The sequence below is a fragment of the Alloactinosynnema sp. L-07 genome, from assembly GCF_900070365.1.
In the GTDB taxonomy this organism is placed as follows: domain Bacteria; phylum Actinomycetota; class Actinomycetes; order Mycobacteriales; family Pseudonocardiaceae; genus Actinokineospora.
In genome coordinates, this window is record NZ_LN850107.1 from 667695 (window position 1) to 680134 (window position 12440).

The following is a 12440-nucleotide window of genomic DNA, read 5'->3' on the forward strand; positions in this document are numbered from 1 at the left end:
GGCTAAACGCGCGTGGCGGGCAGGGCCTTCGACCGGAGCACGTCGGCGACGGTCTCGGCCGCGGTCAGCGGGTCGAGCGGGTGGACGATGACCGCGTCGGCCTGCGACCAGGTGGCCAGCCACCGGTCGTCCTTGCGCCGGACCGCGATGACGATCGGCGGGCAGTCGGCGATCTCGTTCTTCAGCTGGCGGGACAGGCCGATGCCGCCGGTGGGCTGGGCCTCGCCGTCGAGGATGGCGAGATCGATCTCACCGCTGTCCATCTCCATCAGGACCTCGGAGACCGTGCCGACCTCGACATACCGCACGTGGCCGATGTCCGCCGCGGGTCGGCGGCCGACCGATGTGACGATGGTCTCCCGCACCTCGGGGCGGTGGCTGAACACCAGAATCTTCAGTGGCTGCGTGCTCATGCGGGGGTCCTTCGTTAGGTCAGGTCGGGCACCGCTGATGTTATCGGGCTCACTTCCGGGCCGAGAAAGGCGTCCTCTCGGCCCAGTGGAGCTGGAATTTGTCCTGCTGGACGCCATTCATACCCACGAATTCATCGGCCGACCAGCGACTCGGACATGTGACGCGGACAACTCGCGACCCGCCGTGGACCCGATCGGGCAGGGCGGCCAACCGCACGACATAATGCTGCGCGTGACAACAGCAGCGCCCTCCATTGGTCAGCGTGTCCACTCGCTGAACCGGCCGAACATGGTCAGCGTCGGCACCATCGTGTGGTTGTCCAGCGAGCTCATGTTCTTCGCTGGGCTGTTCGCCATGTTCTTCACCGTCAAGGCGCAGAACGCGACCGGCCACTGGCCCCCTCCGCTGGAGGCGGGCGGCGAGCCGATCCACCTGAACCTGCCGTTCGCGCTGCCGTTCACCATCATCCTGGTGGCGTCGTCGTTCACCTGCCAGCTCGGCGTGTTCGCCGCCGAGAAGGGCGACGTGTTCGGCCTGCGCCGCTGGTACGTCCTGACGCTGATCATGGGCGCGATCTTCCTGTTCGGTCAGGCATACGAGTACGTGCAGCTGGTGAACGAGGGCGTGACCATTCCGTCCGGCGGCTTCGGCACCGTGTTCTACCTGACCACCGGCTTCCACGGCCTGCACGTGCTCGGCGGTCTCGTCGCCTTCGTCTACTTGCTCATCCGGACGCGTCTGAGCAAGTTCACCCCGGCCCAGGCGACGTCGGCCATCGTCGTGTCGTACTACTGGCACTTCGTCGACATCGTCTGGATCGGCCTGTTCGCGGTCATCTACCTGGTGCCGTGATGGACGCCCACCACTGCTTCGCCGAGCCCGCACTGACAGCAAGGGTTGCCGACTAAATGACCAAGAAACAACGCAGCCACGGCAAGCTCCACCGGCGCGTCGCCGGGCTGCTGGCCCTCGGTTTCGCGCTGATGACCCTTGGCCTGCTGTACGCGGCGTTCGCGCCGCAGCCGCAGGTCGCGCAGGCGCAGGGCGACCCGGCGCTGCTGCGCAAGGGTGAGCAGATCTACAACAACACCTGCATCAGCTGCCACGGCGCCAACCTCGAAGGTGTCACCGACCGCGGCCCCAGCCTCATCGGCGCGGGCGAGGCCTCGGTGTACTTCCAGGTCGCGACCGGACGCATGCCCGCGGTCAAGCAGGAGGCCCAGGCCCAGCGCAAGCCCCCGAAGCTGACCCCGGAGGAGATCGACGCGCTGATCGCGTTCGTCGAGTCCAAGGGCGGCGGCACCAAGCTGCCCGAGGAGTCCGGCAAGGACCTCGTCGGCGACAACCCGGCGCGCGGCGGCGAGCTGTTCCGGCTCAACTGCGCCTCCTGCCACAACTTCACCGGCCGCGGCGGCGCGCTGTCCTCTGGGAAGTTCGCGCCCGCGCTCGACGGGGTGAGCGAGAAGGAGATGTACGCGGCCATGCTCAGCGGCCCGCAGAACATGCCCAAGTTCTCCGACCGGCAGCTCAGCCCGGAGGAGAAGAAGGACATCATCGCCTACGTCAAGTCGGTGACCGACGGGAACAACAACCCCGGCGGCAACGCGCTCGGCGGGCTCGGGCCGCAGTCCGAGGGCCTGATCGCATTCATCGTGGGGATGGCCGCGCTGATCGGCATCACCCTCTGGATTGGGGCGAAAGCATGAGTTCCACCAACCCCACAGATCTGCCCAGCGACGACGAGCTGGCCCAGATGTCCCGCGAGGAGCTGGTCAAGCTCGGCGGGAAGCTCGACGGCGTCGAGATCGTGGAATACCCGGACCCGTGGCCGGTCAAGGGCACCCGCGCGGAGAAGCGCGCTGAGCGCGCCGTCGCGCTGTGGTTCCTGATCGCGGCCATCTCCGGCTTCGCGTTCATCGGTGTCTTCCTGTTCTGGCCGCACGCCTACGTCGCGCCAGATACCGAGGGCTACTTCGCGTACTCGCTGTTCACCCCGCTGCTGGGCGCCACCTTGGGCCTGTCGGTCCTGGCGATCGGCGCGGGCGCGCTGCTCTACACCAAGAAGTTCGTCCCGCACGAGGTCGCGGTGCAGCAGCGCAGCGACGGGGGGTCGAGCGAGCTGGACAAGAAGACGATCCTGGCGCACCTGGCCGACGCGGGCGACCGCAGCACCATCGCCCGCCGCTCGCTGATCAAGTCCAGCGCGGGCCTCGGTATGACGGCGATGGGCCTGGGTGTGGGTGTGTTCGCACTCGGCGGCCTGGTCCGCGACCCGTGGGCGCAGACCGGCAAGAACTCGCTGTGGCACACCGGCTGGATGTCTGAGCCGGGCAACAACGAGAAGGTCTTCCTGCGCCGCGCCACCGGCCACGCGCACGAGGTCGTGCTGGTCAAGCCCGAGGACCTCGACGTGGGCTCGATGGAAACGGTGTTCCCGTTCCGTGAGTCCGAGCGCGAGGACCACCACGCGCTGTCCGCGGCGCTCAAGCGCTCGGACAACCCGGTCATGCTGATCCGCCTGCGCACCGACGACGCCCGCAAGGTCGTCAAGCACGCGGGCCAGGAGGACTTCAACTACGGCGACTACTACGCGTACACGAAGATCTGCAGCCACCTGGGCTGTCCGACCTCGCTCTTCGAGCAGCGGACCAACCGGATCCTGTGCCCGTGCCACCAGTCGCAGTTCGACGCGCTGCAGTACGCCAAGCCGATTTTCGGTCCGGCGACGCGCAAGCTGGCCCAGCTCCCCATCGCCCTCGATGAGGAAACTGGTTACCTTTATGCCAGGAGCGATTTCATCGAGCCGGTCGGCCCGGCCTTCTGGGAGCGGAAGTCATGAGCGCAATCACAACTCCCACCAAGCCGAACAACATGGCCTCCCGCGCGGCGGGCGGGGCGGCCAAGTGGGCCGACGACCGGTACCACTTGGCCAAGGGCCTGCGGCACCAGATGAACAAGGTCTTCCCGACGCACTGGTCGTTCCTGCTCGGTGAGATCGCGCTCTACAGCTTCATCGTGCTGCTGCTGACGGGCACCTACCTCGCGCTGTTCTTCGACCCCTCCATGCAGGAGGTCGTCTACGAGGGTTCGTTCGTCAACCTGCGCGGCCTGGAGATGTCGCGGGCCTACGAGTCCACGCTGAACCTCACCTTCGAGGTCCGCGGCGGCCTGTTCGCCCGCCAGGTGCACCACTGGGCGGCCCTGCTGTTCATGGCGGCGATCGTCTGCCACATGTTCCGCGTGTTCTTCACCGGCGCGTTCCGCCGCCCGCGTGAGGTCAACTGGGTCATCGGCATCCTGCTGTTCCTGCTCGGCGCGTTCGAGGGCTTCGCTGGCTACTCGCTCCCCGACGACCTGCTCTCCGGTGCGGGCCTGCGGATCATGTCCGGCCTGCTGCTGTCGCTTCCGGTGATCGGCACCTGGACGCACTGGCTGCTGTTCGGCAGCGAGTTCCCCGGTGAGGACATCGTCCCCAGGCTCTACACGATCCACATCCTGCTGATCCCGGGCATCCTGCTCGCGCTCATCGGCGTCCACCTCGCGCTGGTCTGGTACCAGAAGCACACCCAGTTCCCGGGCGTGCGGCGCAAGGAGACCAACGTCGTCGGCGTCCGCATCATGCCGGTGTTCGCGATCAAGGGCGGCGCCTTCATGGCCGTCGTCGTCGGCATCTGCGCCGCGCTGGGCGGGCTCTTCCAGATCAACCCGATCTGGAACTTCGGACCCTTCAACGCCGCGCACATCTCGGCGGGCACGGTGCCCGACTGGTACATGGGCTGGACCGACGGTCTGATCCGGCTCTGGCCCGCGTGGGAGATCTACCTCGGGGACTACACGATCCCGGCGGCGTTCTTCCCGTTCCAGATGGGTCTGCCGATGCTCGGTGCCATCGCGGCGGCCTATCCGTGGATCGAGCGGTGGTTCACCAAGGACTACGCCCACCACAACCTGCTGCAGCGTCCGCGTGACGTTCCGGTCCGCACCAGCCTCGGCATGATGGCGATCACCTACTTCATGGTGTCGCTGCTCTCCGCCGCGAACGACGTGCTGGCCGACAAGTTCAACATCTCGCTGAACGCGACCACGTGGATGGGCCGCATCGGCCTGCTCGTGCTGCCGCCGCTGGCGTACTTCATCACCTACCGCATCTGCCTGGGTCTGCAGCGTTCGGACCGCGAGGTGCTGGAGCACGGCGTCGAGACCGGCATCATCAAGCGGCTGCCGCACGGCGAGTTCATCGAGATCCACCAGCCGCTTGGCCCGGTGGACGACCACGGCCACCCGATCCCCCTGGAGTACCAGGGTGCCCCGGTGCCGAAGAAGATGAACAAGCTCGGCTCGGCTGGCGCCCCGGTGGCGGGCTCCTGGCTCACGCCGGACCCGGTCGAGGAGACCACGGCACTGGCCAGGGCCCGCGCGGCCCAGCACAACGGCCACGCCGAGATCGAGGCGTCGGACGAGGCGAAGAAGAGCCACTAGGGGCGGATTTCGGACCAAGGGCGGCATTCCGGACAGGGGTGCCGCCCTTGGTCTGTTCCCAGGTCAGACCCGGTAGCGTGGTCGAGTGCGGGGGCTGAGGCGATGGATGGGCGTGGCGGCGAGCGGTGTGCTGATGCTCGCCGTACTGTCTTGCACCAAGATCGCGACTAGTACCCCGGAGGCCCCACCGGTGACGACGACGGTGTCGGCGACGGCCGATTGCCCCCACCCGGAGTCGGGCTTCGACTGCGACTTCCAGAACCGCTTCGCCGCCGCCGAGGCGTATGTGGCCCAGCGGCCGGGCACGGTCGGGATCGTGGTGCGCGACTTGCGAACCGGGGCGGTGTGGCGCAACGGCCACGCCGAAGAGTCGACGTGGACCGCGTCGACGATCAAGCTGGCCATGGCGGTCGACCTCCTCACCCGGGACCGCGCGGGCGCGATCAAGCTGTCCGCGGGCGACCGCACGCTTATCGATGCCATGCTGCACAGCTCCGACGACGACGCGGCCACCGCGCTGTGGACCAAGTACTCCGGGGCCGACCACCAGGAGTTCAACGCGGCTTTTCCGCGCTACGGGCTGACCTCGGTCGAAGCTATTCCTGGGTTCAGCAAGGTGTTCCCGTACTGGGGCTACCAAAAGTGCACCGCGGCCGACCTCGACCGGCTCATGTCGCACGTGCTCACCAAGCTGCCCGCCGAGGACCGCGCCGCCATCGTCGAGCGGATGCGGTCGGTGGCCGCGAACCAGCAGTGGGGCGTCTGGGGCGCGGGCGCGGCGGCGCGGCCGGGGGTCAAGGCCGGTTGGTCGGATGAAGAGGGCGGCTGGGTGATGAACAGTGTCGGCTTCGTCGGCCCCGACGAGCGCTACACCCTGGCGATCATGAACAACCTGCGTGGCAGCGGCGGCTACGACGATGGCAAGGCCACCGACACCGAGGTCGCGCGGCTGATCTTCGCGGGGAAGTTCTAGACGTCCTCTACACCGATGTCGAAGGCAGCGTCGGTGTCCTGGCGTGAGTACGACCGGAACGCGATGTGGGTGTCGGTGTCGAGGACACCGTCGACCTTGCTGATCTGATCGGGGATCAGCGACGCGAGTTCGTCGTGCACGGCGACCCGGACGATGGCGACCAGGTCGACATCGCCCGCGCACGAGTAGACCTCGGAGACACCGTCGATGTCGGCGATGGCCTGCGCGGTCTCGGGAATGCTGTCGGTCGCGGCCCGGATCAACACGATCGCCGTGATCATCGGTTCTCCCATGTTTCGCCCAGCCTAATGCCCTGGACGCATTAGGCTTCCCGCGCGACCGTACGACAGGGGAGAGCGACGTGCAGACTCCGGATGAGTGGCTGGCCGACTTCGAGGCGAAGGTGGCCGATCTCCAGCAGAAAGCCACGGCGTTCAAGACCTCGGTGGAGACCTCCGGCGCGACCGAGGCGTCGGCTGACGGGTCGGTGACGGTGTCGGTCGCGGCCAGCGGGGCGCTGCTGGACCTGCGCCTGGAGGACACGGCGCTGAACAAGTCCGGCGCGGAGCTGGCGGCCGAGATCCTTGGCCTGACGCGCAAGGCGCGGCAGGGGGCGGCCGGGAAGGTCGCGCAAGCCTTTGTTCCGCTTGGTGGGGACAGCGCCATCGTCCAGCACATCCCGGAGCCGGAGCCGGAAACCGCCGCCACCCCGGCGCCGCCCGCACCCGCCGCCGATGACGAGGACTTCGCCGACAGGACAGTGGTCGTCCGCGACGCGGACAAGTGGTGACCCGATAGCCGCCGCGCCCGCGAGTGCGGGCGTTTGGTGATGCGGTGGCGGTGGACCAGTTCCGCGGTGCGTGTGCGGGCAGGCGAGTCGCCTAGTCCCGCACCACGAGTGCGGCTCGGGCCCGGTCGGCCCGGTCCAGCCATGGCCGCCACCGGGCCGCGCACTGTGCGGGCTCTGTCCACGGGCGTGAGCAGCGCACCATCCTGGTGCCCGGCCGATCAAGCCACCGCAGGACCACACCGACCTCTTCCGCGGGCGCTCCCCGCAACGGGCCTTCGCCGCTGATCACCGTTTCCGCGGACGCCACCAGGCTTTCCACCACCGGCATCGGGGAGACGCCGCGCCGGGCCACTCCGGCTGAGGCCAGGCGGCCGTGGCGGATCACCGCGAACTCCCAGCCGCCCGCCGAGTCCGGCCGGGCCGCGATCAGTTCCTCGACCGCCGCGAGCGCGGCGAGCCGTTGGCCCCGGTCGAGCGCGCGGATCAAGGTGCACATCCGGTCCCGGTCGGACCTGGCCTGCTCGAACCGCTCGGCCGTCGACAGCTCCGTGATCCTGCTTTCCAAGTGGTGCAAGGCATCCAGGCGATGGCCCGCCACGAGTGAGCCGACGGCGTTGACGAACGGCCGGTACTCCTCCACCGTCTGACGGCCCGCGCACGGCGCTCCGCAGCGGTCGAGTTCGGCCAGGGCGCACGGGCTCGCGGACGCGGACCGCGCTGGGATGCGCACCGTGCACGGTCGGATCCCGGTGGCGTCCTGCAGGGCCAGCAGCGACTCGTCGGCCTGGCGTTTGCTGCGGAACGGGCCGAGGGCGCCGTCGCGGGGGCGGCGGACGATCGACAGGCGGGGGAAGGGTTCCTCGGTCAGCGTGATCCACCAGGCGTGGCGGGCGTTCTTGGAGCGGCGGTTGTAGGCGGGCTTGTGGGCCGAGAGCAGCCGCAGCTCGCGGACCTCGGCCTCCAGCGGGTGCGCGCAGGTGATCGCGTCGACCCGGACGGCGAGGCTGACCATCTCGCGCAGGCGTCTGCGGGTCTCCCCGGCGGTGAAGTACTGCCGGACTCGGCGGCGCAGATCGGAGGCGGTGCCGACGTAGAGGACCTCTTCGGACGGCCCGCGGAAGAGGTAGACCCCTGGCTCGTTGGGGATATCCTCGGCGAGGCCGCGCTTGCGGCGCTGGGCGGCGGTGACCTCGGGCAGGTAGTCGAGCAGCTCCTCCAGCGACTGCACGCCCAGCGAGCCGACCCGCTCCAGCAAGGCGTGGAGCACGTCCACAGTGGCGCGGGCGTCGGCCAACGCCCGGTGGGTGGGCATGGTGGAGGCGCGGAACAGGGTGGCCAGCGCGGACAGCTTGCAGCTGGGGGCCTCCTCGCGGGTGAGCACCCGCCTGCCGAGGCGGACCGTGCACACGACGGCGGGTTTCGGCCACCGGTAACCCAGGCGCTTGCAGGCCGCCTTGATGAAGCCGACGTCGAATCCCGCGTTGTGCGCCACCAGGACCGCGCCAGCGGCGAACTCCAGGAAGGCGGGCAGCACGGCCTCGACCCTGGGCGCGGTGTAGACCATGGCGTCGGTGATGCCGGTGAGGGCGATGATCTCCGGCGGGATGCCGCGGCCGGGGTCGACCAGGGTGGCGAACTCGCCGACGACCTCGCCGCCGCGGATCTTCACCGCGCCGAACTCGGTGATCGCGTCGGTCTCCGCGCTGCCGCCGGTGGTCTCCAGATCGAACACGACGAAGGTGGTGTCGCGCAGCGGTGTGCCCAACTCGTCGAAGGCGAGCTGGGTGCGGATGGCGGGTGCGGTGGTCATCACCAGCGAAGCTAGATCAGCGCACCGACAGTAATTCGGCGTCGCCTTCGGCGACGCGCGCTCGGCCGCCTCAAGGTGACGTATCGGGCACGTGAACACGCCAGACTTCGTCGGCGCATTCACGCACCCGATACGTCACCGCGGCCGAGCGGTGGTGCCCTTCACAGCCCTCGCGGTTGTGTCGGCGGGGATCTAGCTTCGGCGCGTTCACGTGCCCGATGCATCACCTTGAGGCGGCCGAGCGCGCGTCGCCGGAGGCGACGCCAAACTGCAGACTAACCTTAGGCAATGCCTGACTCGCCCGAGCTCGCCGGACCCCACGGGTCCGCCGCTGAGCCGTCCAACGTGGACGGTGGGGCGGCCGCGCCGGTCGACTGGGCCGCGCTGCCCGACGCGGTGCGCGGCAGGCTCGCCGAACTGGGCGCCGAGTCGGTCGGATCGATGCCGCCGGTGGACATTCCGCAGTCGGTTCGCCCGGTCGCGCGGTTCGCCCCGGCCAAGCGCGCCCGGCTGGGCGGCGGCGCGATTCTCGCGGGCCTGCGCGACTCGGTCGGCTTCCGGACCGCGGTGGTCCAGTGGGCCAGGGAGAACCGGCCCGCCGCGCTCGACCTTGGCGGCACCGACCCGGTCGCGGTCGCCGCCGCAGCGGTGCTGCTCGGCGAGGACAGCGCGGTGCACTACCTGGAGCTGGTGTCGCGCCGCGCGTCGGACATCTCGCTGCGCACCGAGCGCGACACCGCGGTCGCCCGGTTGCAGAAGGTCGAGGCCGAACTGGCCAGGGTGCAGGCACTGCTCGACGAGTCGGCGGGCGCGGCGGGCAAGGTCCGCGAGGAGGCCGAGGCCGAGGTCGAGCGGCTGCGCAAGCGCCTGCGCGACCAGGGGGTGAAGCTGCGCGAGGCCAAGGACGCCGCCGAGTCCGCCCGCGTGGCCATCGAGCAGGTCCAGAAGCAGTGCGTCACCGAGGTGTCCGCGCTCACCGAGCAGCGCGACCGCGAACGCGACCGGGTCGAGGCCGAGCGGGCCAGGGCCGAGCGCGCCGAGGCCGACGCCGACATCGCCCGCCAGTCCGCCCGCGAGGCCAGGCAGGCCGACGAGGTCCGCCTCGCCCTGCTCATCGACACCCTCGACGGCGCCGTCACCGGTCTGCGCCGCGAACTGGTCCTCGGCGGCGGCGGCCCGCGCCCGGCCGACCTGGTCCGCGGCGCGACGGCGGCGCAGGGCGTGGTGGGTCGGGTCGAGGACCCGGCCGCGCTGGACCGGCTGCTGGCGCTGCCGTCGGTGCACCTGGTGGTCGACGGCTACAACGTCACCAAGACCGGCTACGCCGAGCTGTCCCTGGCCGACCAGCGCGACCGCCTGGTCCGCCAACTGGCCGCGTTGGCCGCCCGCACGTCGGCCGAGGTCACCCTGGTCTTCGACGGCGCGGGCGTGGTCGCCGTGCCGGTCGCGGCGCCGAGGGGGGTGCGAGTGCTGTTCAGCGATCCTGGCGTGCTCGCCGACGACGTGATCAAGGCGCTGGTCACCGCTGAGCCCGAGGGTCGCCCCGTGGTGGTCGTGACCTCGGACCGGGCGGTGGCCGACGCCGTGCGCAGGCGTGGGGCCCACCCGGTGCCCTCCGCGGTGCTGCTGGCCCGGCTCGGGCGCGTCTGAATCGAGACCATCCCGATCGGGTGGGTCGCGTGACGCCGCTGTCGCGCATCCGTTAGTACTGACAACTAGTACTGATAAGTAGTCAGCTGAGTGTGTTGCTGTCAGGGAGTGCCGTTGCGCAGGTGGGGTCGGATCGCGGGCGCGGTCGCGCTGGTCACCGCGCTGCTGGTCCACCCGGTCGCCCAGGCCCAGCCCGACCAGCCGCCCCAGGTCGAGGCCGGGGTCGGGCCGGGTGCCCCGGTGCCGGACACCCGCCCCGGCGAGGCGTTCGCCGATCCCAAGGTCGCCGAGCTGCAGCGCACCGCCACCGACGTGCAGCGCGAGTTGGCGGACCTGTCCGACCGGGTCCGCGTCGCCGAGGACGAGTTGCGCGCCGCCACCGGGCAGGTGGACCGGGCCAAAGCCGAGCGGGAGGCCGCCGACAAGGTCGTGGCCGCCCAGCAGGAGGAGGTCGACGACTACGCCGCGGCGATGTACTCCGCGCTGGCCCGGCCCAGCGAGATGCAGGCGCTGCTGATCGCCGAGAGCCCCGAGGACTTCCTGCAGGGCAGCGACCTGATCGACCGGCTGCGCGCCGACCAGGACAGCAGGCTCACCGCCGCGTTCGGCAGGCAGCGGACCGCGCTGGAGGCCGAGAACACCGCGCTGGGCTCCGAGCGGGCCGCCGCCGAGCGCAAGGCTGAGCTGGACCGGCGCACCGGCGACGCGACGAACCGGGCCGCGGCGGTGTCCTCGGAGCTGCGTGGCAAGGTCGACGACACCAACGCCGCCGTGGTCGCCCAGCAGACCGCTCAGCGGGAGCGCAACGAGCGCACGGCGGCGAACTGGCGGGCCTACACCGACAAGCTGGCGGCCGCGGGGATCACCGTGCCCAAGGCCGCCGCCTTGGCCGACCCGGCCCGGCTGCCCGCCGGGCTGGCGCCGCTGCCGGGGTCGACGGGTGCCCCACAGGCCGGTGTCGCGCGGGCCGCGTTGCCCGGCGGTGAGTGGCTGCTCGTCCTGCCCGCGGAGACGCTCGGCGCGGTGAACAGCGCGGTCGCGGCCCTGGGCAAGCCCTACGTTCCTGGCAAGGGCGGCGAAGGTCCGACGGCGTACTCCTGTGACGGATTGGTACGTGCTGTCTACGGCGGCGTGCCCACGTCGGTGGGGGAGCAGATGAGCGTGCTCACCCCCGTCCCGACCGCCGACGCCCAGCCCGGTGACCTGGTCTTCCTTGGCCCGGCCCGGCTCGGCGCGCAAGGCGTCGGGATCGTGCTCGACCAGCGCACCATGCTCGCCGCGGACGCCCGACTGGCGGGGGTGGTGGTCACCGAACTGCCCGCCGGGGACACCGTCCTCGGCGTGGCCAGGCCCGCGCTGGCCCGCAGGCCGCCCCAGCCGGTCCCCGGCGCGACCGACGGCGGGCTGCCTTGGCGCTGCGGCGGCGTCCAGCTGCCGCCGCGGGCGGCGGGGGAGGCGGCTGGCGCGTGGGGCGGCTATCCCAACGGCCTAATCCCGGCGGCGGCCCTCTGCCCGGTCGGCATCGGGAGCCACCTGCTGCGCTGCGACGCCGCCGAGTCGCTGCGGGCGCTGTCGGCGGCGCACGGCGCGGCGTTCGGCAGGCCGCTGTGCGTCACCGACTCCTATCGGACGTTTCCCGCACAGGTTCGCCTCTACGCGGTCAAACCCGCCCTCGCCGCCGTTCCCGGCACCAGCAACCACGGCTGGGGCCTGGCGGTCGACCTGTGCGGTGGCGCGCAGACCTTCGGCACCGGCGAGTACGCCTGGCTGGCCAGGACGGCGCCGCTTTTCGGCTGGTCGAATCCGCCGTGGGCGCAGCCGGGGCGGGGCCGCGAGGAACCGTGGCACTGGGAATTCGTCGGCGCCTGATCGAACACGTGAGCGAAATTGTCGGTGTCCTCTTCTAGAGTGCGATACACGAGATCGTCCGCACCGGAAAGGACCGGTTAATGATCATCGACTGCGACAGCTGCGAGGTCCGCGGCGACGCTTGCCAGGATTGTGTGATCACCTGTCTGCTCGGCGCTCCGCCGAACGTCGATCTCGACAGCTCCGAGCGCAGCGCCATCGACGCGCTCGCGGGGGCCGGTCTGGTGCCCCGGTTGCGGCTGATTCCGATCGAAAAATCGGCCTGACGGCGGTGATCGGCGGCGGTGATGTCGGCGATTCGCCAAGCGGTTGGTCGCCGTCGCCGAACGGTTCCCCAGCCGGGTGAACTGTGGTGTTGTGGTTGTCACACCGCGCAGTCGCGACTGCTCCGTTGGTGTTTGGGGACAAAACGCGTTGTGTTTTCGGGGCCGCTGGTAGACGCGGAGGCTCACGTT

12 protein-coding genes are annotated in these 12440 nt (G+C 70.3%); 9 read left to right on the forward strand and 3 right to left on the reverse strand.

Features of this window, described 5'->3' with window-relative positions:
• Positions 1-2 precede the first annotated feature (2 nt).
• Positions 3-413, reverse strand: coding sequence for a hypothetical protein (locus BN1701_RS03370; RefSeq protein WP_054045384.1), 411 nt, complete (start codon positions 411-413; stop codon positions 3-5).
• 223 nt (positions 414-636) lie between these two features.
• Between BN1701_RS03370 and BN1701_RS03375 the strand changes: the two genes are divergently transcribed.
• The 5 genes from BN1701_RS03375 (at position 637) to BN1701_RS03395 (ending at position 5866) form a co-directional block, all read left to right on the forward strand.
• Entirely contained in the window at positions 637-1266 is a 630-nt protein-coding gene (locus BN1701_RS03375) for a heme-copper oxidase subunit III (RefSeq protein ID WP_054055581.1), read from the forward strand.
• A 56-nt stretch (positions 1267-1322) separates the two neighbouring features.
• A complete protein-coding gene (locus tag BN1701_RS03380) occupies positions 1323-2120 on the forward strand; it encodes a c-type cytochrome (RefSeq protein ID WP_054045386.1) in 798 nt (265 codons plus the stop codon).
• Complete coding sequence (locus BN1701_RS03385) at positions 2117-3253, forward strand: ubiquinol-cytochrome c reductase iron-sulfur subunit (protein ID WP_054045388.1); 1137 nt, start codon at positions 2117-2119, stop codon at positions 3251-3253. Before BN1701_RS03380 ends, BN1701_RS03385 begins: the two co-directional genes overlap by 4 nt.
• Entirely contained in the window at positions 3250-4893 is a 1644-nt protein-coding gene (locus BN1701_RS03390; RefSeq protein ID WP_054045390.1) for a ubiquinol-cytochrome c reductase cytochrome b subunit, read from the forward strand. The genes BN1701_RS03385 and BN1701_RS03390 overlap by 4 nt, the downstream gene beginning before the upstream one ends.
• Positions 4894-4978: 85 nt before the next feature.
• Positions 4979-5866, forward strand: coding sequence for a serine hydrolase (locus BN1701_RS03395; protein WP_231949468.1), 888 nt, complete (start codon positions 4979-4981; stop codon positions 5864-5866).
• On the opposite strand, the gene BN1701_RS03400 is transcribed toward BN1701_RS03395, so the two are convergent.
• Positions 5863-6147 (reverse strand): Lrp/AsnC family transcriptional regulator, encoded by a 285-nt coding sequence (locus BN1701_RS03400; RefSeq protein ID WP_054045394.1) that lies wholly within the window; start codon positions 6145-6147, stop codon positions 5863-5865. The genes BN1701_RS03395 and BN1701_RS03400 overlap by 4 nt on opposite strands.
• Before the next feature lie 80 nt (positions 6148-6227).
• On the opposite strand from BN1701_RS03400, the gene BN1701_RS03405 reads away from it, so the two are divergent.
• Positions 6228-6656 (forward strand): YbaB/EbfC family nucleoid-associated protein, encoded by a 429-nt coding sequence (locus tag BN1701_RS03405; protein ID WP_054045396.1) that lies wholly within the window; start codon positions 6228-6230, stop codon positions 6654-6656.
• Between the two features lie 91 nt (positions 6657-6747).
• On the opposite strand, the gene BN1701_RS03410 is transcribed toward BN1701_RS03405, so the two are convergent.
• The gene (locus BN1701_RS03410) at positions 6748-8466 is read right to left on the reverse strand and encodes a DEDD exonuclease domain-containing protein (RefSeq protein ID WP_054045398.1); all 1719 of its coding nucleotides are present in this window, start codon (positions 8464-8466) and stop codon (positions 6748-6750) included.
• A 288-nt stretch (positions 8467-8754) separates the two neighbouring features.
• On the opposite strand from BN1701_RS03410, the gene BN1701_RS03415 reads away from it, so the two are divergent.
• From BN1701_RS03415 to BN1701_RS03425, 3 genes are all read left to right on the forward strand, one after another.
• Positions 8755-10116, forward strand: a complete 1362-nt coding sequence (locus BN1701_RS03415) for an NYN domain-containing protein (protein ID WP_054045400.1) — start codon at positions 8755-8757, stop codon at positions 10114-10116.
• 108 nt (positions 10117-10224) lie between these two features.
• Positions 10225-11985 carry a D-alanyl-D-alanine carboxypeptidase family protein gene (locus BN1701_RS03420; protein ID WP_172803178.1) on the forward strand — a complete coding sequence of 587 codons (1761 nt, stop codon included), beginning with the start codon at positions 10225-10227 and terminating at the stop codon, positions 11983-11985.
• 80 nt (positions 11986-12065) lie between these two features.
• Positions 12066-12251: a hypothetical protein gene (locus tag BN1701_RS03425; RefSeq protein WP_054045403.1), complete on the forward strand. Its 186-nt coding sequence runs from the start codon at positions 12066-12068 to the stop codon at positions 12249-12251.
• Positions 12252-12440: the final 189 nt, after the last annotated feature.